The 20,301-nt window shown below is 35.0% G+C and carries 21 protein-coding genes and 2 pseudogenes; 17 read left to right on the forward strand and 6 right to left on the reverse strand.

The window, feature by feature from the left end:
- Positions 1–1,160: 1,160 nt before the first annotated feature.
- Both CCK98_RS15705 and CCK98_RS15710 read right to left on the reverse strand, forming a co-directional pair.
- Positions 1,161–1,970, reverse strand: coding sequence for a GDSL-type esterase/lipase family protein (locus tag CCK98_RS15705; RefSeq protein ID WP_179195819.1), 810 nt, complete (start codon positions 1,968–1,970; stop codon positions 1,161–1,163).
- 662 nt (positions 1,971–2,632) lie between these two features.
- Entirely contained in the window at positions 2,633–3,661 is a 1,029-nt protein-coding gene (locus tag CCK98_RS15710) for a PHB depolymerase family esterase (protein WP_179195820.1), read from the reverse strand.
- Between the two features lie 205 nt (positions 3,662–3,866).
- On the opposite strand from CCK98_RS15710, the gene CCK98_RS15715 reads away from it, so the two are divergent.
- From CCK98_RS15715 to CCK98_RS15725, 3 genes are all read left to right on the forward strand, one after another.
- Positions 3,867–4,100, forward strand: coding sequence for a hypothetical protein (locus CCK98_RS15715; RefSeq protein ID WP_088087435.1), 234 nt, complete (start codon positions 3,867–3,869; stop codon positions 4,098–4,100).
- 227 nt (positions 4,101–4,327) lie between these two features.
- Positions 4,328–4,588, forward strand: coding sequence for a hypothetical protein (locus CCK98_RS15720; RefSeq protein ID WP_142292165.1), 261 nt, complete (start codon positions 4,328–4,330; stop codon positions 4,586–4,588).
- 36 nt (positions 4,589–4,624) lie between these two features.
- A complete protein-coding gene (locus tag CCK98_RS15725) occupies positions 4,625–6,814 on the forward strand; it encodes a transglycosylase domain-containing protein (RefSeq protein WP_088087437.1) in 2,190 nt (729 codons plus the stop codon).
- Between the two features lie 555 nt (positions 6,815–7,369).
- On the opposite strand, the gene CCK98_RS15735 is transcribed toward CCK98_RS15725, so the two are convergent.
- The gene (locus CCK98_RS15735; protein ID WP_142292166.1) at positions 7,370–7,594 is read right to left on the reverse strand and encodes a hypothetical protein; all 225 of its coding nucleotides are present in this window, start codon (positions 7,592–7,594) and stop codon (positions 7,370–7,372) included.
- Positions 7,595–7,773: 179 nt separating this feature from the next.
- A complete protein-coding gene (locus CCK98_RS15740; protein WP_088087439.1) occupies positions 7,774–8,307 on the reverse strand; it encodes a hypothetical protein in 534 nt (177 codons plus the stop codon).
- A gap of 250 nt (positions 8,308–8,557) precedes the next feature.
- Here CCK98_RS15740 and CCK98_RS15745 point away from each other — a divergent pair, with 250 nt between their 5' ends.
- From CCK98_RS15745 to CCK98_RS15800, 12 genes and pseudogenes are all read left to right on the forward strand, one after another.
- Positions 8,558–8,995: a GNAT family N-acetyltransferase gene (locus CCK98_RS15745; RefSeq protein ID WP_088087440.1), complete on the forward strand. Its 438-nt coding sequence runs from the start codon at positions 8,558–8,560 to the stop codon at positions 8,993–8,995.
- 174 nt (positions 8,996–9,169) lie between these two features.
- Complete coding sequence (locus tag CCK98_RS15750) at positions 9,170–9,673, forward strand: GNAT family N-acetyltransferase (protein WP_088087441.1); 504 nt, start codon at positions 9,170–9,172, stop codon at positions 9,671–9,673.
- Positions 9,674–9,894: 221 nt separating this feature from the next.
- Positions 9,895–10,776 carry a PhzF family phenazine biosynthesis protein gene (locus CCK98_RS15755; protein ID WP_088087442.1) on the forward strand — a complete coding sequence of 294 codons (882 nt, stop codon included), beginning with the start codon at positions 9,895–9,897 and terminating at the stop codon, positions 10,774–10,776.
- A gap of 147 nt (positions 10,777–10,923) precedes the next feature.
- Positions 10,924–11,157 (forward strand): hypothetical protein, encoded by a 234-nt coding sequence (locus CCK98_RS15760; protein ID WP_088087443.1) that lies wholly within the window; start codon positions 10,924–10,926, stop codon positions 11,155–11,157.
- Between the two features lie 462 nt (positions 11,158–11,619).
- On the forward strand, positions 11,620–11,754 hold the full coding sequence (yhfH, locus tag CCK98_RS15765; RefSeq protein ID WP_088087444.1) for a protein YhfH: 135 nt from the start codon (positions 11,620–11,622) through the stop codon (positions 11,752–11,754).
- 1,074 nt (positions 11,755–12,828) lie between these two features.
- Entirely contained in the window at positions 12,829–13,197 is a 369-nt protein-coding gene (locus CCK98_RS15770; RefSeq protein ID WP_088087445.1) for a hypothetical protein, read from the forward strand.
- Positions 13,198–13,525: 328 nt separating this feature from the next.
- A complete protein-coding gene (locus CCK98_RS15775; RefSeq protein WP_088087446.1) occupies positions 13,526–13,966 on the forward strand; it encodes a hypothetical protein in 441 nt (146 codons plus the stop codon).
- A 373-nt stretch (positions 13,967–14,339) separates the two neighbouring features.
- Positions 14,340–14,531, forward strand: coding sequence for a hypothetical protein (locus tag CCK98_RS15780; protein ID WP_088087447.1), 192 nt, complete (start codon positions 14,340–14,342; stop codon positions 14,529–14,531).
- A gap of 204 nt (positions 14,532–14,735) precedes the next feature.
- Positions 14,736–14,953: pseudogene (locus CCK98_RS15785) on the forward strand (IS110 family transposase); the annotation flags it as partial.
- A gap of 359 nt (positions 14,954–15,312) precedes the next feature.
- A complete protein-coding gene (locus tag CCK98_RS15790; protein ID WP_088087280.1) occupies positions 15,313–15,591 on the forward strand; it encodes a helix-turn-helix transcriptional regulator in 279 nt (92 codons plus the stop codon).
- Between the two features lie 84 nt (positions 15,592–15,675).
- Positions 15,676–16,059 (forward strand): VOC family protein, encoded by a 384-nt coding sequence (locus tag CCK98_RS15795; protein WP_088087449.1) that lies wholly within the window; start codon positions 15,676–15,678, stop codon positions 16,057–16,059.
- Between the two features lie 290 nt (positions 16,060–16,349).
- Positions 16,350–16,983, forward strand: a pseudogene (locus CCK98_RS15800) (transposase); the annotation flags it as partial.
- 110 nt (positions 16,984–17,093) lie between these two features.
- Here the strand turns inward: CCK98_RS15800 and CCK98_RS15805 are convergent.
- A complete protein-coding gene (locus CCK98_RS15805; RefSeq protein WP_088087450.1) occupies positions 17,094–17,714 on the reverse strand; it encodes a cysteine hydrolase in 621 nt (206 codons plus the stop codon).
- A gap of 290 nt (positions 17,715–18,004) precedes the next feature.
- Between CCK98_RS15805 and CCK98_RS15810 the strand changes: the two genes are divergently transcribed.
- Positions 18,005–18,460 (forward strand): GNAT family N-acetyltransferase, encoded by a 456-nt coding sequence (locus CCK98_RS15810; protein WP_088090427.1) that lies wholly within the window; start codon positions 18,005–18,007, stop codon positions 18,458–18,460.
- A 147-nt stretch (positions 18,461–18,607) separates the two neighbouring features.
- On the opposite strand, the gene CCK98_RS15815 is transcribed toward CCK98_RS15810, so the two are convergent.
- Positions 18,608–19,162 (reverse strand): helix-turn-helix domain-containing protein, encoded by a 555-nt coding sequence (locus CCK98_RS15815; protein ID WP_088087451.1) that lies wholly within the window; start codon positions 19,160–19,162, stop codon positions 18,608–18,610.
- Positions 19,163–19,279: 117 nt separating this feature from the next.
- Between CCK98_RS15815 and CCK98_RS15820 the strand changes: the two genes are divergently transcribed.
- A complete protein-coding gene (locus CCK98_RS15820; RefSeq protein WP_088087452.1) occupies positions 19,280–19,870 on the forward strand; it encodes a LysE family transporter in 591 nt (196 codons plus the stop codon).
- Positions 19,871–20,301 lie beyond the last annotated feature (431 nt).

A 20,301-nucleotide genomic window follows, 5' to 3' on the forward strand; every position in this document is an offset into this window, starting at 1 on the left:
TATTAATTGTTAGACAGACTCAAGCACGGTTCTGTGAGGGGGAGGAACACAATCTACCGTATGGTAGAGAGGTTCCTTTCTACTCGACTAGTGAAAGTGTGTGTAAATTTATGGTAAAGTAAAAGAGGGGTGAAGTGATGAAAATAAACTCTTATCTTTTACAGTTAGCCATTATTATAATTGTGATTTTCGGAGGAACTTTTATTATTCGTTATATCAGAACTGGTGAACTTCTATTAGACCAGATAATTGGTGCTTCGGTTGGTGTAATACTTTTAATTACTTCATTGATTTGGAGGGGAATAAACAAATAGGTATGGTTTCTAAATCAAGCATAGGTATAGATTGTGAAATTTTGTACTTAAACTCCCATGAAAATATAAACTGAAGAAGGGCATGAAAAAACAGACCCAGAAAAACCAGTTTTTAAAAAAGGCTGAGCCTCTTGAAGGATTATTTACGGGAGTGGCTGTATCGAATAGTATTACCTTTCTACTTAAAATAAAATATGGAAAAGCTGGCGCAACAACCAGAAAAAGGATTAATCTCCCATGAGTGCTACCCCTAAAGGGCGCGACAGTCGGTGGTACACCGTGGTCGTTGGAGTCAGACTAACGGATGGGCTCAAAGGCACCATAGTTCAAAGACCTTCTTCGCCAGCATTAAAACAGTATAGACTGCTTGAACAATTTTCATTCTCAGTGGTGAAGCACCGATTTTTGCGCTTCATGGATGGCTAACGGGTGCAAGAGTTACAGATCAAGCTGCAATTTTGGTGGCTTTTTTCTTACTGCACTAACGTCGCAGTTTAGTTGATGAAGCTTAAACAAAGATAAATAAGGTAAAGATAAAAAAATAAAAAGGAAAATAACCAAAATATGTTAATTTATATTATTTTTGTTTTTTGTTTACCATGGATTGTATTATTTGGGTACTATACTTTCAACAAGAGGCAATTTTAATAAGAATAATAAAAAACATTATCATATATTTTAGTTTTTATGATTGAGCAATTGATGTCCTTATTCGCGTTTCCAAGGAGTATTGCTTAGTATTAGTACGTTGCTCTAACGAAGGAGCGGCATTTGGGTAAACCCGTCGAAAGTAAGACCGCTCCATAGAAATAAGGAACGGTCTTCTCATGCTAATCATTTAAACCTTTATTCACTACTTTCATCGCTGCTTTCATCATCATCATCGTCATGGCGCAGCTTGTCCGGATGATTTTTAAGGAATGATAATTCATGCAAGCGTGCAATTTCTAAATGACCTGCGTCGGTAGGATGTGGATCAAGCGCTAGACAGGAATGTGTCCAAATACAAACCTTCGGTTGCGTGGTGTTAGTGAATTGTCCCAGAAAATCTTCATGAACATCAACCACATTATAATGAAAAGTGGAACCGTTTGCTTTAATCACAGCATTAATTCCCTGAATAAAGGGCTCTGCCGTGTTAAAAAATGGGGTGCCACCTATGAAAGGGTTGTAAACGGTCATTACGAATATTTCAGCATGGGATCGAATACTTCTTCTAATTTCCTTCATAATCAGTGGGCAGTTTCGAGCAAAATTTGCAAGCGCATTTTGCAAACAGGCGACTAGATCAGGAGAGGGGGAAGGAAAAATGCAATCTAATAAATCGCCACCACCAATACTAATGGTGATTAAATCAGCTTTTTTTACTGCTTCTCGAGCGTCCATATCTGTTTGCAGCTGGTGAAGTAAATCACTTCTAGTGAAACCAGGTTCGGCAAGATTAATCAATTTCACACATGGGAAAATCGTCTCCAAAAAGTCCCGAAAGTAGTAAACGTATCCGTATCCGTGTTGTTCAGTATCATTGACGTTAAATGAAGCGCCTTCTCCAAATGCAATGGAATTTCCAAGAGCTGTATATTGAAAACAGTCGTGGTGATGATGGTGGTGGTGGTGGTGGTGGTGAGGGTGTTCGTGTTCGTGTAAATCAGGCACATACTCACCTCCTTTTAATAAATTCAATAATATACTATTATTCAAGGTATGAATGAGAAACGGCAACTGTCCAATCATTTATAATTAATGACCACGAGTTTTCCAAATTAGTCTTAAACGAGGCATTGAACATAAGGTAATTCTTCTTCAACTACCATGAAAATAACTTTCTTCCAGATTAGAAAAATGACAATACTTAAGAAGACCCTGCTCAATCGTTAAAAAAAAGAGGAGAGCGATAATTAATAAGTTTATGGATTAGGGTTAACTGGATTAAGGTTAGTAACAGTATTGACACTTCCTAACCATTTTCATTCTTTGTGGTGCGGCACTGATTTTGTGCTGCATGGATGGCTAACGGGTGCTTTAGTTGAAGAAAGCCATTAATTGGACCTAAACGGGTCCTTTTTATTAACAGAACGTTAGTTCGTATATAATGAAAATCGAAGAGGTGATTGAAATGTTCATACGGGACCTCGGTAAAATTAAATGGCAACCTGCGTCTTTTTTACATTTAGCATTCGATATGCAACGTTTGATTTCATTACGTTGTTCCAATTACTCATCAACTTCGTGAAGCAGTAAAGCCTTACGAGTTTTATCGGGTGGCATTCGAGGATGTGGTTGGAGTAGGTGGACCTAAGAGAATAAGATGAATAGTTTTATCCTCTTTTCTTAAAAAGCTTTGTAAAAAGGTCACGAAAAAAGTTCTTTTTAGGTGTTTCGACCAGATTTTCAACCAGATTTTCAACAGTGTGCTGATGATGTTTGGTGAAAAAATTCCAAATGATTTCTGTTGCATTTGGCCCTAATGGGTCGGTATATGAACCATTTGAGCTCCCGCCAGACCATGCGTGCCCCATTTGATCGATCATCCATAGTTCCATTAAAAGTTCACCGCCCCCATCACCGTATACATGTTTAGTACAACTTTTTCCATTGATAAGGTCTGATTTGACCTGGTGAGGTGTAATATCAGCTCTTCCTGTACCACCTTCTACAAGAAAATTAGTTTGTGCCCACTGTATGATAACCTGTTGTCCATTAATGGGATGTACAACTGTATCGCAGATACCATGGAAAACAATAACAGGCATTTTCTTCTTGAACTTTCCCATTTCCTGAAAGGCGCTGTTACCACATACATAGGGGTCCGAAACGCCTTTTTGCATGCTTTCTTTAGCAGCCTTAGCCATTGGATCGGTTAGAAAAAATACATTCGCAGCATCATAGGGAAGTCCCGCACACACTCCGATACCGTTAAATACATCTGGATAGGTAACTCCAAGAATGCAAGCAAGTGCCGCACCTGCAGATAAGCCAACCGCGTACACCTTACTTGAATCAATGCGGTATGTACCTTTAATCTGATTAATGATCGCATTAATTAACTTGGGATGTCCCTCTCCACGGTGCTGATTTTTATCCAAAAACCAGTTCCAGCAGCCAAAAGGGTTATAAGCAGCTGGATTCGAAGGATTAAACAGGTGATTCATGTCAGGATAGAGTACGAGAAAGTTTTCTTTTTCAGCAAGCTCGTTCATATTTGTTCCAGCAGCAAAATCATCCGGATCTTGTTCACATCCATGAAGCATCACTATCAAAGGAGTATCTTTTTCCGCTTGATATTCGCTCGGAACATAAAGTTTGTACCTAAAATCCTTATATGAAAAATTTAGAAATTCCCCCAACTTTATCAACCCTCCTTAACTTAAACTACATGTTTCCATTATACTTCTACATGTTCCTATTTTTATCGAAAGAAGCATTCCATTCAATATTTGATGCAATAACATGCTGCTCAACCTCCTACTATGTATTTTAAGAGACGAAAGAGGAAAGTAAATCCTTCTATTTTCCTTTAGCCTTTATCTCTAAAGTAGTAATATTGGATTATTGTATAAATATTTAGAAGAAGATTGGCATGAAATTCTATTAGAAATAATGATTAACTTCTTTCAAAAAGATACGTTTTTGATTCGAAAACCTTCCTTTTCCATTCTTCGAGAACCGAAGGAAAGAATATGTGAACTTTGTCGGCGAAATGAAAATGAGTTATTGGACAAAACGAACATAATACAACTAGAAGAGAAGGTGCTTGTTGAACTAACAGGTGCTTTACTTCAATAAGGAGTAAGGCTTTTTTATTGCACTAACGAGCAGTTTAGTTGAATAAGAATGAGTTGCTGCGGCAAATCTTTTTTTCATATTTGTTTAATTAATATGAGAAATAATACCCAGAAATCACCCATAAATGCAAGAATTCATACGAATGTGTAAATATAGGCTCATGCAATATTAACGTCAATCTGTTACTCTTTTAAAGGTTGAGATCCACTTTAAGAGGTTTGAATGGGGTGAGTTATTTGAAGGAATTTGTGGTTTGTTATACCTTAGAGAATGATATAATACGAGAATTAATCATAACAGAGCCTGAAATGAGTAAGGAAGAAGTTATCCAAGAAAGAATTGAAAAGATCGAACAGCGCAAATACTTTCTTGCGAAAGGTGACCATGGTGATTATTGCATCAATCCATCCTTAATACGTTATATCCAAGTTCATGAAAACGACGGACGGAATATCGATCTCAACATGTTTGAATTGTGTTCGACATAATTCGGGCGGTGACAGGCACAATAAGGAGTGAAAAGAATGTCAGAAGAAACCTATCAATCTCGTGAGGAAAGAAAAAAAGCGGAAAAGGCAACACAAAATAAAGAAAGAAGTAATCGAATACCGAATAAAGGGCCATTGTTGAAAAAAGGGCATTTGTTAAAAAAGGTGATTATCGTCTGTTTGCTGCTTGGTCTTGTTTCAACAGGAGCAGGAGCCATTACGTTCGCATCCATGATTAAGGGTACACCTACATTAGATTCTTCTAAGCTGGTGGATCCACTTTCCACAAAATTTTACGATAAAAACGGAAACTTCCTTTATGAATACGGGAAGGAAAAGCGGACAAAAATCACCTATGATCAAGTGCCGAAAGTGCTGGAACAAGCGTTTATCGCCACCGAGGATTCCCATTTTTATGAACATCATGGGATCGACCTGAAAAGGACGGCTAAGGCCATTTTCGTCAACGTAACCGGAAATTTCGGATCTCAGGGTGGAAGTACGATTACTCAGCAAGTCATTAAAAACTCATTTTTGACGCCAGAGAAGACTTTAAAGAGAAAAGTACAAGAATGGGACTTGGCGTATCAGCTGGAACAAAAGTATTCCAAACACGATATTTTAATGATGTATTTGAACAAAATCTACCTTGGACACCGCTCTTATGGGGTTGCGGCTGCAGCGAAGAATTACTATGGGATCGAAGCCAATGATTTGAAAAAAATGACGCTCGCTCAGGCAGCCATGTTAGCCGGACTGCCGCAGAGTCCAAATAATTACGATCCGACCAAACCGGAAAACGCAGAATCAGCGACGAATCGCCGTCACATTGTCTTAAGTTCCATGCTTCGAGATGGCTATATTACGGAAAAACAAATGAAAGAAGCAGAAAAAGTTCCTGTAAAAGAGGGACTTGTGAAAAATAACACACAGCAAAGTATGCCTTATGAAGCATTTTTGGATGCTGTTGTAAAAGAGGTAAAGGGAAAAATGATGGATGTCGATATAAGCGAGGATGGATTATCGATTTATACTACCCTGGATCCAAAAGCACAGAATTTTGCAGACGAAATGATGAATACCAATGAAATCATTGCCTATCCAGATCAGAAGTTTCAGGGGGCGTTCGTTTTCTTAGATAACAAAACGGGTGAAGTCAGGGCAATTGGGAGCGGGCGAAATGACTATAAAGCTCAATTCTTAGGTCACAACTTTTCCGTCGATATCAAACGTCAGCCAGGCTCATCCTTTAAGCCGATTTTTGATTACGGCCCTGCGATAGAAAACTTGAAATGGTCCACTGCCCATATGATCAATGACCAGAAGACGACTTACTCAACCGGCCAGTCCATTTCCAACTGGGATCACCAAAATCATGGAATGCTGACTATGAGGTCGGCGCTGCAAAACTCGTATAACATCCCGGCGTTGCTAACAATGCGTGAGGTGGGGATGGATAAGTCGAAGAAATTTGCAGAACAACTCGGCATTACGTTTAAAAATGACCAAGTATATGAATCCTACTCGATCGGCAGTAACGCCGTCAGTCCTTTAGACATGGCAGGTGCCTACAGCGCTTTTGCCAATAATGGCATGTACAACAAACCGCATTTTGTCCAAAAGGTTGTTTTTCCGGATGGCACAGTCGTTATTTTTGCGGGGAAATCAAAACGTGTGATGCATGATTACACTTCTTATATGGTAACGGATATGCTGCGCACAGTCGTCAATGCTGGGACAGGAAAAACGGCTAATGTCCCTGGCTTGGATGTTGCTGGGAAAACAGGTACAACCAACTTTGATTCAAAGACGAGAGCTAGATATGGATATCCAAGCACTGCGACAAATGATAGCTGGTTCGCAGGGTATACACCGCAATACACCATGGCTGTCTGGACTGGTTATGCTCAAAACGGCCAGGGTAACTATATGAGCGGAAATACGACGAAAATCTCGCAGTTGATGTTTAAAGTGATGATGCAAACATTCGGAACGGACACATCCAGTTTTAAACAACCAGACAGTGTTTACAGAGTGAATAATGAACTTTATATAAAAGGTTTTAGTTCTGCAGAAGTTCCACCAAAGAAAAAAATCGACAATGTAATAAAACATCCTAATTATGGTACAAAAAAAGAGGAAGAGAAACGTAAAAAAGAGGAAGGGAAACGTAAAAAAGAGGAAGGGAAACGTAAAAAAGAGGAAGAGAAACATAAGCATGGTTAAGACAGATATTTTGTCTAACCTTGTTCCACTTCCATTGAAGAAAAGGTGCTAGTTGTACTACTAACGGGTGCAAGAGTTGCAGATCAAGCTGTCATTTTGGCAGCTTTTCTTATTGCACTAAAGGGGCAGTTTAGTTTAAGAACCATATTTGTTAAACTTAAGGAAAAGGAAGAAAAGTTGAGGTAAGAAAAATGTATGAATTTAAAGATGAGTTCGAGAGAAAAGAAAAAAAATTTAAGACTTACATTTTTTTATTTGTTATCTCTGTTTTAATAAATTCATTCATTGATTTCAATGATTTGGGAATTAAAAGGGAAGTTTATAGCCTCCTATTTTTTTGTGTTATTCTTTATTTTGGACTACGAAGGAAGTTATGGGCTGAATTTATCATTAAATTTTTCGTTTGGCTAAATATCATTTTATTGTTCCTCATTATAATTGTTAAGGTTTTAGGATTATAGTAAAAAATAATGGTTCTTCAATTAACGGGTGCTTTTTTGTTTGTTTAATGGTAGACCTCTTACGATTAACTATTTATTCAATCACGGCGGAATTCTAGTTACTTAATTCCATTAATAATTCGTGGACAATGTGTTGTTCAAAATCTTTTGGCTTATCCAATAGTATCCCTCTTCTTGACGCAGCTGCAATTATTAGTCCTAATTCATAGTACATATTTTTAGAAACTAATCCTTTTGAAATCATTTTCTTCACTTCATAATAAAATTGAATCAAAAAATCACTTGGTAATTTTTCATATAAAGACATTTTCGGAAACACCCACTATTCCTACTGTTTTAATAGGAATAATATCAATTAAAACTGAAATTGAAAAGAGTTTTTCGCCAGATTCATAAATTTGTCATTTTATTATAGATACGTTTGACAATACTGCTTTAATCTTGTTGAACTAACGTGGCAGTTTAGTTGAAGAACAGCTTGATTTTTGTAAATTACTTTTAAGCATCGTAATAATAAAACGTATGAAATAATACGGCAGCAAGACCAGCGACTTCCTGCGTCGTTGACCGTATAATAATAGTATCCAATTCCAATTTTTTGAACAATGAAATATCTGTTTTAATAGGCATGGAAACAATGGCTACTTGGTTATTGTCGCATTTTAAGTAACCAGCACCCGTATGATCTTTTTCAATCAGAAATTCATGGTTATCTATTCTAAAATGATAGCCTTTTTCAATTAATTGAACTCTATGTGAAGCAATCGAAACGGTTTGGGAAGATAAATGGTCAGTCATTTTGTACCCAATACCAGGAAACGCACAGTCTATGGTATAAAGTGGTTCTCCATTCACGTTGGCTATTTTGTAACAATAGGGTAAGCCATAGCGTATTGAGTTGTGGACGATACGGGCAAGGAATTTATGTTGCTTTTTTCTTATTTCGAATACAGATTCCCCATGTTCGTTTATTATTGGTATTATTGTTGAAATATGAACCTTTTCAGGTACTTGATAAGTAAACTGTTCCATAGTTTCCCCCAGCACATTCGATTTATCATTTATTATTATATAATAAAGTTTCATTATGCAAAGCCACTTTTATTAGCTTTCTTCTTCAACTAACAAGTGCGATTATTCAATAAGAATGATCGCCTTTTCCTCTTCAAGTAACGTGGCAGGTTACTTGGATAAGAAATCAATTTAATTTTATATTTTTGAAAAAGATTAATGGGATATTATGCTAAAATTAATAAAATTTATCGAAGGAATGATCTTATAAATGGAAATTAGGAAACCCAATGATTCTGAACTTAACAATATTATTTTACTATCTCCCCAAGCGGTATTTGATGGTACATTAGGTGATATTAAACCTACAAATGAAAAAATCAAACATCTTGTTAAACCACTGCTGGAAAAGGGAAGCTATTATTTAATAGCAACTGAGAACGATAATTTAATGGGCTGGATTCTTATAGGGGCAAGCAAAGACCAATTTACTGATAAGATGAATGGATTTATTTATGAACTATTTGTTAGAGATGAATTTAGAGGGAATGGAATTTCTAAACGGTTAATGAGAACAGCCATTGACCATCTAAGACAAGATGGATACTCTGAAGTCCGTCTAAGTGCATTTGCAGGGAATCAAGCTATAAAACTTTACGAAAAAATGGGCTTTAAGATACGAACAGTTTCTATGAGCTTGCCATTATAAGCAACTGGCTTATTGCACTAACGGGTGCAAGAGTTAAACAATGAGGTGCTGTCGCAGCTCATTTTCTTTTGTGCTAACGGATCACGTTAATTAAACAACAATATCATTAAATAGAGGATTTTTAGCTTTCGTAAAGAAAGAGTAAATAATAAAAAATGAGGGGATGAAGAAAATTTGGAGTATATCATTCAGATAAAGCCTTGGGAGGATAATGACCTTGATTTACTTTTTCGTATAAACGCTCCAGAAATGATGCAGCATCTTGGAGGTCCAGAGAGTAAAGAGCAGATTTTGAAACGACATAAACGATATCTTGAGCTTGGTAATAGAGGATGTATGTTTAGCATTATATTGTTACCAGAATTAGAAGCAGTAGGTTCTGTGGGTTATTGGCAAACTACTTGGAATAATGAAAGTGTATATGAAACTGGATGGAGCATTCTACCCTCGTATCAAGGGAAAGGAATAGCTACAAAAGCAGTAAAGTTAGCGATAGAAGAGGCATCTAATGAGAACAAATATACATACATTCACGCATTCCCATCGATTGATAATCCTGCTTCTAATGCAATTTGTCGGAAGCTTAACTTTCAGTTTATTTCTGAATGCGAATTTGAATATCCTCCAGGAAACTTTATGAGGTGCAATAATTGGCGTTATAACTTAATTGGACAATAGCTGTTTTTTCAGTTCTTAATTTTTAAAAAAGTTTGTGAAGAAATGTACTTAAGCTAACGGGTGCAATAGTTGAAGATTGGGGTTGCTGCGGTAGCTCCATTCCTTGTTCCACTAACGAGGCAGGTTAGTGCGGTTATCGTAATGCTTTTCACTTAAATTTAAATGAAATGTATGGTATCTTATATAAAATATTACAAAAAATGCAAATAAGGAGAGAAATTATGGGGAAAATAAATTATTCCATTGTAGATGTTTTTTCACAAGGAAAATATACAGGGAATCAACTTGCTGTTTTTAAAAATGCTGGAAACATTTCCGATGATGAGATGCAACAAATAGCTAAGGAAATTAATTTTTCAGAGACTACTTTTATTTTATCTGACAAAGAAAAAGCTGGCGGTTACGACGTTCGTATCTTTACGCCTAACGAAGAAGTCCCTTTTGCTGGGCATCCAACTTTAGGAACCGCGTATATCATTCAAAGCGAAGTATTAACCGAACCATCCGATAAGCTTATATTAAATTTTAAAGGCGGACAGATTCCCGTCTCGTTCGATAATAAAGAAGAAATACTATGGATGAAACAAAACAAACCAACTTTTGGTCGGATTTTAGATGCAAATAAAGTTTCTGATGTTTTAAGTATAGATAAAGAATACATAGATGATAGATTTCCTATCCAAGAGGTTTCAACTGGACTTCCAGTGATTGTTGTACCTTTAACATCTTTAGAAGCAGTTAAAAAAGTAAGCGTAAATAAAGAAAAATACTTTGAATTAATAGAAGATACTGATGCAAAAGCCATTATGGTGTTTTCTCCTGAAGCATATAATTCTGAAAATGATTTAAATGTTCGAGACTTTGCAGATTATTATGGTGTTCCTGAAGATGCAGCTACTGGCAGTGCTAATGGATGTTTAGCTTCTTACTTAGTTAAATATCGGTATTTTGAAAAAAGTGAAATAAATATTCGTGTAGAACAAGGATATGAAATAAAAAGACCATCCTTATTGTTTTTGAAAGCAAGTGAAGATAACGGGGAAATCACCGTATATGTAGGAGGAAAAGTAGAAAAAATTGCCCAAGGTGAATGGTTTCTATAAACCTTCCTTCTCAACTAACGGGGTGCTTAAGTTGAACAAGGGGTTGCTACGGCAGCCCTTTTTTCTTGTTCCACTAACGAAGCAGGTTTGTTCAATAAGGATTTAGAATATAATCTGTAATATTACCTAATTTGGGAGATCGTTTTGGTGGGGATTAAGGAGTTAATCAATTTCCTTAATAAACTGGAAGAAAGTAATATATTTTATAAGCTAAATAAAGTAAGAGATGAAGCTATAATGGTTGAAATTACTGTTCCAGGGCAACGTTGGGAAGTTGAGTTTACGAATGATGGTACAGTAGAAATTGAAAAATTCATAAGCGATGGAGACTTTTATGATGTTAAAGAGATAGAGACACTATCTAACGATTTCAGTGATTAGTTCAAAAGGTTATTAAGCTGTCGGGTGCATTCCTTAAATAATGATCCGAACAGGGAGAAGTGTATGAAAGAAGTAATTATTTTTAGCGGGATTAAAGTTACAAAATGCTGGAAGAGCATCTATCCTTTTTTGGATGGGGTTTGGGGATATGATTCAAATAAATAGGAGAGGCAGAACCCATGAAACACCAGAATATGCATTACATATTTAATGTTCGTGGTGAATTACCTTAGATAACACAATTGTTGTAGCTTCAAGAGATTTCTATTCTCCTAACTCGGAATGGGATGATGATACTGAGGATTTCGATTGGGATATTCAAGGTAAAAATAGATTTGATGAACATATTAAAACTTTTATGATTTATTTAAAAAAGGTCTATACTTTTTTCTCTTTTTTGCTTATACTGTACTATAACAAGATAAGTAAAAACGAACTGTATTAATAAAGGAGGAGATTTAAATGTTAATGAGTCCTGTTGAATTTTTCCGCAATTTGCCAAAAAAGGAATGTCCTGAATGCGGGCAGCATATGCAAGAGCAAGCAGAAAGTTATATGATGGATTGTGATCGTTGTTTATCCAAAAAAGAAGAGTAAAGTTTGTTAACTCTCCAGCTTTGCTGGGGAGTTTTTAATTTCATAACAATAAATTAGTAGAATTCTTGGAGTGTAGAAAAGCATTTGATACAGCAACTAAAGTAATTAAATTTATCGAAATGAATGTCTAAATATTTGTTAATTTTTATAATGAGCCATATTAACTAACCTCTTGCATTAATTAAAAGATCGCCTTTTTTTTACGATCTTTTCTATGAGTAATCAAAATCTCAAAAATACTTACTCCTAGCAGAAGATGTGAAGTAATGTACATAAACTATCGGATCAGAATAATTGAAGAACTTATTTGTTAGCCTAAAGAAAAAAGAAGGTAAATTGAGGTAACAAAAATGTATGAATTTAAAGATGGGTCCGAGAGTAAAGAAAAAAAATATAAGATATACCTATTTTTATTTATTATCTCTGTTTGAATAAATACATTCATTGACATTTTCTTTGAATCCTTTTTTGCCTGGAATATCCGGGTGCTGCAAAATTAATATTTTATAAAAATGCCATCATTCAGCATCTTGTCGGTAAAATAATATAAGTCCTCTGTGCTTTCATTAATGGCCATTTTTAATCCCTTGATGGGTAACTGCTGCATTTCGTTTTTCTCCTTTTGCTGTTTTGAATTTTGTAATGCGTTGATAATGATTGAAGGCTCCCCCCTGTTTGCACAAATCATTTGTTTTGTAAAATGAAAAGGAATTTACACTTTATTACTATAATGCCCGCCTCACAGCACCATATAACCTCTCTGATTCGTTCATATTAGATTCGTTTCCGCTGTAAGGCTATGTGAAAATCTACAGCTAACTCGTCAGTGGTGGATATTATTAAAATCGATAAATAAGAATTAGTGGAGGCGAATTAGTCATTGAAATGTTTCCAAGGGCTAATTCTAAAACGAGTTTGTGAAAGATTGTACTTAAGCTAACGGGTGCTTTACTTCAATAGGGGTAAGGCATTTTCTTATTCAAGTAACGGAGCAGTATAGTTCAATAAGAAAACGAATTTTTAATTGAATAATTTGATAAGATTATCTCAAATAGGTTATTTGGAGGAAAAACTTTGGAACATCTACGAATTACTAAGAAAAAAGTATTGAAATGCCTTCTAACTGTTGGAGTAGTTGTTTTATTTTTTGTTATTTTCTATACACCTACTCTAAAAATGCCAATAAGTTGGGCAGGCGCTTGGGTGGGAATAGAAGCTGAACCCGGCTATATCCCTTTTGAGTATAGTAAGAGTTATATGACTACTTCTTCCTGCGGTAAGAGGTGCGATAAACTAAAATCACATTACATATCAAAAAAAGCCGAGCTTGTAATAACTGCTACAGATTATGTAAGTTGGTATAATGATCCCAAATGGGATAAAAAAACAAAATTAAAGGAACAAAATATTTTTATAAAGAAAAAAACGGTAAGCAATACTTAGATTGGGAAGAAGAAAAAGAAGAGTTAGAATTAACTGTTGAATATAAAGGTGAAAGCAAATTAGCTAAATCAGAAATTGTAAAAATTGGGAAATTCTATTAAAGCTGAGGGCAAGTTATTAAACTAACCGGTGCGTTAGTTCATTAAGTAATCTCATTTTAAAAGGGATATTAGAATAAACTTAGACCTAGTCCTGAGGTATTAACTGGATATACGTGTTAGATAAAAATAGATAAATAAATAAATTAAAAATTCCTGTTATCTAATAAGTTATAAGATAAAATAGAAAGATTTCATTAACAACATTAGAGTAGAAGAAGGAGAACATCATGAAAAAATTTGTCTTTTTATTTGCAATGATCATTATTATTGTAAGTTTAATAGTTTGGAATGGTAGTAGCAGTTCACCACAGAAAACTACTAATGAATTCTTACAAAGTATTCAAAAAGGGAAATGGAAAAGTGCATCTAATTATATTGAAAATCCAGATGCAAAAGATTATTTCCTTGGGGAAACTCATCAAAAATATAATCGTATTTTATTTGAAAAAATGGCATATACAACAGGGGAAATACAAAAAGATGCAAAAAAAGCAACGATAGATTTAAAGATTACAACAATTGACACACGTAAAGCTCAAGATAAAGCATTTGAAAAAATAAAGAAGGAGATCTTAGAAAAAGATTCCAATGATGGTGATGGTTCCTATGTAGTTGATACGAAACCTTATGTAATAAAAACGCTAAAAATCCTTCAGCTAAAAAAGTGACGTTACCAGTGAAAATAAAATTAGTAAAAGTAGGAGATGCATGGAAAGTAGATTTAACTGAAGATTTTATGGATGCATTAACTGGTATATATGAACGCGACGGTGACGAATCTTTGATAATGGAGAGAATCAGTCCATCGAACTAAAGGATTGTATTTAAAAAAGTTCTTAACTAAAATATTTAGTTCAAAAAAGTTTCTTCCTCAAAAGAATCTTTCACTTTTATAATAAACTAACGGGTGCTTTCGTGGAATAAGGGGATTGCGGCGGTGACCCCTTTTTGTTATTAAACTAACGAACAGGTAAGCTGAATAAGTGAGATGTAAATCTATCTCACTTTAAGTAGTTATTACGAGGGAAGTAGAAATTATCAATGGGTATGACATACGAAGAATGTAAAAAAGTTCTTAGAAATATGGAAGAAAGACTTAATTATCACAAGATCTTAGCCTGGTACATAAAACAAACAGTAAAGTTAAAAAAACATCAAGATGACATAAAATACTGGGAAGAAGCTATACAGCAAGCAAAAGAGGACTTTGGCTATGTATACGATAATATCTGAAACAGAAGAATAGTTCTTTAACTAACAGGTGCAAGATTTGAAAATCCAGCTTCATTTTTAGGCGGTTTTTCTTATTGTGCTAACGAAGCAGGTTAGCATTCCTGTAGATCGTTAAATATCAGGTTTAAAAAAAATAGAGACCCTCAGTAAGATACGAGTATAGAGTCCAATCTAACTCAGAGTCTTAAGGAGGGAAGCCCTACTATGAATTTTAAAATGCAAGACAAACAAAATCAACTAATAGAAAGAATTTCCGATAAACATCTTATTGTTGCTGTGGATATCGCTCAACAACTACACGTTGCAAGAGCAGTTAACTTTCGTGGAACTGTAGTTGGAGACCCTCTTACATTTGAAAATAATGAGAGGAGTTCGTTAACCTATTAAATTGGATTCAAGATTTAAAAAGATTAATAAACTTATTGACCCGTTTAGACATGGGAGGGAAAGCCTCCAGGGGCGGCGTGGAGATGTACATTATATGGTAAAAAATGGAGTGGTAGCTTACTCCTTTATTTAACTATGCCTTCACGAAGCCAAAATGATCTGAACTCATTTCAATTATCCGTAAATCCAAATCCTGCGAATAAGTGAGCATTCAAGAGATATTCGTATCAAACTGAGGGAGTTGAATAGGAAAAGTGTTAAAAATTGATTTTTCTATAATGGTTCAAACTACTATTATGTGACTTTAATGGTTGGATGATACGGTTCCTTTATCACGCAACCATTCAGTTGCTTATACTTGACAAGCAACCATAGAGTTGCTTATACTCGATTTATGAATTGGGACAGAGATGCTATATTCAAAGCACTTGGCGACTCGACTCGGCGACTAATATTAGACGAACTTTCCGAACGCAACGAGCAGACGATGTATGAACTTACGGTACGTCTCATTACGAAGCACGACCTTTCCATTACGCGGCAGGCGATAGCTAAACATCTTTCTGTACTGGAAGATGCAGGGCTCGTAAAATCAAAACGAAAGGGAAAATATCGAGTAGTTATATTTAACAACGAACCACTTAAAAATTTGCTAAAGGGATGGATAGAGTAATTTATTTAAAAACTTCTGATGAATGTAGGGGTTTTTCTGCTTGGAGAGCACCAACGTGGTAAATATCAAAGGAGGCAAAACATTATGAAAATCATTGTTACAAGTATTTTCGTACAAGACCAAGACAAGGCACTGGAATTTTATTCAGAAAAGCTGGGATTTGTAAAAAAGCATGACGTTCCAATGGGGAAATTTAGGTGGATTACGCTTGTTTCTCCCGATGCTCATGACGGTACCGAGCTTTTACTCGAACCGAATGAGCATCCTGCCGCAATGGAGTATCAAAAGAAGATATTTGCCGAGGGCATCCCAGCAACAATGTTTGGCGTTGCAGATATTCATAAAGAGTACAAACGATTATTGGAAAACGGCGTGAAGTTTACTATGGAGCCGACAAAAATGGGCGAAATCACAATAGCTGTCTTCGACGATACTTGCGGCAACCTTATTCAGATATTGCAGCAGTAACTTTATGTAAAAATAGATGTAACCTAGTTCTAAACGACTTTATTGGAGTGTTTTCAGTTGGGTGAAGTGTTTTTATCAACAACTAAACAACTTTATGTTCACCCTGTCCTAATTTTAGACGGGGTTATATTTGTTTAAGGTTTAAAGATAAATGACATTGTTCTCATTCTGCAAAAGAAATGTGCCATTGTGAATAAGTTCACTTAAACTAATGGGTGCAAGAGTTGTTGATCCAGCTGCCATTTTGGGCGGCTTTTAATATTGAGCTAATTGGCAGGTTAGTGGAAGAAATGCAAGACAAACAAAATCAACTAATAGAAAGTATTTCCGTTAAACATCTTATTGTTGGTGTGGATATCGCTCAACAACTACACGTTACAAGAGCAGTTAACTTTCGTGGAATTGTAGTTGGAGACCCTATTAAATTTGAATATAATGAAGAGGGGTTCCTTATACTATTAAACTGGATTCAAGACTTAAAAATATTAAAACACTTAAATGCAGCAATAGTAGGTATGGAGCCTACAGGCCATTACTGGATTAACCTTTCAACATGGTTATATAACCAAAACGTTGAGGTTATAACAAATCAATCCCCACTTAGTAAAAAGGAATAAAGAGAATCGTGATAATACTCAATCTAAGAGTGATAAAAAAGATGCGCTCATTATCGCGGTTATGGTCAAAAACGGCTACTATTCCTATATTCGTCCTTCATCAGAATCATTTGAGAAGCTTAGAGTTCTAATGTCTAATCGTGATGTTATTGTTAAACGTCTCGTAATGTCTATTAATCAAATAAATCGATGGGTAGATGTTGTCTTTCCAGAGCTGCGACAAGTGTTTAAAGATGTTTCGTGCAAAGGAGCCATCGCAACCCTCCGTTTGTTTCCAACTCCAGATCTACTAAGCAACTATGAGCCTTGTGATGAATAACACTGATTTTAAAGCGATCCATAACAATAATGTGAAGGTAAAAAAGATGAAGAAAATGAAATCAATCATGAAACTGATTGGGAAAAATGTTTTATTTCTTATAATTGAGAGATCGCCTGTTGAGTTAACCATGTAGCACTGCTGAATGCCTGATAATTTGTAACAGCTGCTTGAAAATCCTTCTCACTTATAGCGGCAGTGGCATCATAAACAACAGCTGTTTGGAATCCATTCTCGATTAAGTCTCTCATATGCGATTCTACACAAATGTTTGATAGGACACCTGCCAAAATGACCTTTTCTTTCCTATGCTGACGTAATTGGTAAACTAGATCATTTGTCTGCGGACTAGCAATCTTATGGGCGGTCGCAATGACTGTTTGGTTAGCTAAAATGTATGGCTTAAGTGAAGGAACCCAGTCGGCTCCTACAGAAGTGTAGTCATTTTGTTTTTGAAATACTCGAAGCTTTAATAACATTTCTTGTTCAGCTCCAGTAAATTGCCAACTATAATCATGGGGACATATATAATGGGGTGATATAAAAAGTTGATATCCTTTACTCATGGCTGTACTTATTAGAATTTCAAGGTTACCTAGTGTGTTGTAATGCTCAATAATATTTTTTGTTAAATGGTATCCTTTACCCCCGGGGGACAGAAAGTCATTTTGTGGGTCAGTTATTACAATTGCTGTATTAGCGGGATTAGGTTTAAACATTTTTTTCCTCCAATTCACATAAATAAGTATCCTGTATTTTAATTCAACTTTTGTTCTTTGATGAATATATATTGAGGGATGCATGGACACATTCTGTTTTTAATGGAGCTATGGTATTAATATGTATCCCTTCAAAGATCAATCCAGGTGTAACCTACAGTACGCAAATATATGCATAAGAAAGTGAAATGCTTGTTCAACCAACGGGGCAGTTTAGTTGAACAAAATTTAAATCTGTAGTTTAATTTATTGCAGAACATTCAAAAAATTGGGGGGGACTTAATTTGGAAATGTGGATTAATAAAGGATTTTCAATTACTACAAATAAAGAGTATTTAGATTTAACATTAATACATACCTTCTTGAGTCAAGAAGCCTACTGGTCAAAGGGGATACCAAAGCAAATAGTAAAAAAGGCAATTGAAAATTCTCAGTTATGTTTTGGAGTTTATAAAGGTGAAGTAGGTAAAGACGTTTTTGAACAAGTTGGTTTTGCAAGGGTAATTTCTGATTTAGCAACTTATGCCTATCTAAGTGATGTGTTTATATTGCCAGATTATCGGAAATTAGGGTTATCAAAATGGTTAATGGGTATTATCACAAACCATTCCGAATTACAGGGAGTTCGTAGATTTATGCTAGCTACTAATGATGCACATTCATTATATAACCAATACGGTTTTGAACAGATTGTTAATCCAGAACTATTTATGCAAAAGGTACTTAAAAATCCATATCAACAATAAAAGCTCTTCTAACGATTGCAAGAGATCAAGATCCAGCTGCCATTAGCGGCTTTTCTTGTTTTACTAACGGAGCAGTTTAGTTTAATAACGCATTGTTATATTAGTGAATAATACAATGATAAAACCCCGTTTTAATTAAACGGGGTTTTAATTTGGATAGTATAAAACCATACTTAATCGAGTTAATGTTTCTCCAGAATTATGATAAGTATGAGGTCTATCAGCCTTGAATCTAATAGAATCGCCTTTTTTCACTGTATATTCAACGTCATTTACTCGGATAGTTAATTCACCATCATAAATAGTTAAAAATTCCTCAGTTCCTTCCCTGTGCGAATCAGCACTTAGGAACCCACCTTTTTCAATCTCAACAGAATATACTTCAAAACGTCTATCATCTTCAAAGGGAAAGTATGGGTAAAGCCGATATTTCCCTTTATCCTCCACAAGAGTTTGAACCTCGCTCATTGAAATAACTTTTGTATCTGGCTGCGGATTATTGATTAAAGAAGTAAAAGAAATTTTTAATCCATTTGCTATTTTCCAGATAGTTGTAATAGTAGGACTGGATTCACCTCTTTCAATTTGACCAATCATTGTTTTACTTACACCAGTAACCTCTGCAACCTTTTCAAGGCTTAATTTTTTACTTTCTCTATATGCTTTTAAGTTTTTGGCAATGATTTGATTTATTTCTTCCATAAAAACACTCCTAAAATTAATTATTTACAATATAACGCACGTATCGTACAATATAAAGGAAATCGTTATATTGTCTATTTCGAACATTATAACATACAATCAAAGGAGGGTTCCATTTTGGCTTTATTATCATTTTTGTTATATGTCTTTGTTACTGCTTTTACCCCAGGTCCAAATAATATTATGGCAATGTTAGTTGCTAACAAATACGGATTAAAAAAGACAATTAGATTTTCGTTAGGGGTTGGTTCAGGTTTCTTTATACTAATATTATTGTGTGCTTATTTTGGTCTTTTGCTTAAAAGCTTCATTCCAAAAGTTGAATTTATAATGACTATTCTAGGTGTAATCTATATGTTGTATCTGGCTATAAAAATTATTACAAGTAAGAATGATGGTAATCACAATGATGGGGACAAGAATAACAGTTTTTTAACAGGTATGCTCTTACAATTCATAAATCCGAAAGGTATTTTATATGGCATAACTACAATATCAACCTTTGTCCTTCCATATCACACTTCAAATGTCAGCTTAATATTCTATTCATTCTTTCTAGCTTTTGTTGGTTTTTTAGGTACTTACTCTTGGGGTGTGTTTGGTTCAATTTTCCGCAAGTTCTTATCAAAGTATAATACTCAGTTTAATATAGTTATGGCTTTATTATTGATGTTTAGTGCAATTTCGATACTTTTGGAATCGAGATAATGTAACGGGTGCAAGAGTTTAAGATCAGTGGCTGCTTCGGCAGCTTTTTTTGCTTGATCCACTAACGGGGCAGGTTAGTGAAAGAAGGATAAAAAAAATAATGTGTAGAATCAATAATAGAGTTAATCATAAAATTTATTAAGGATAAGTTCAGAGAGGAGTCTAAGAATTGACCACTTCTAAAAATAAGGCTTATTCAAAAGATAAATTGAAACGTGTTTTAATTTCACTAATTATACTTTCAATTGCAACTACAATAATGATTTTTGACACTTATAATGAAAGTCTAACCAAGAGTATCCATATTACCTTCGGATTAATTTATATGGTCATAATAGTGTTTACTATAATGTTCGCACATAAAAACAACAATAAAAATTAACATTCCACCTGTGATCTAGTTAACCTAAAGGGTGCATTAGTAGAGAATC

This window comes from Bacillus sp. OV166 (genome assembly GCF_900177675.1).
Classification (GTDB): Bacteria; Bacillota; Bacilli; order Bacillales; family Cytobacillaceae; genus Neobacillus.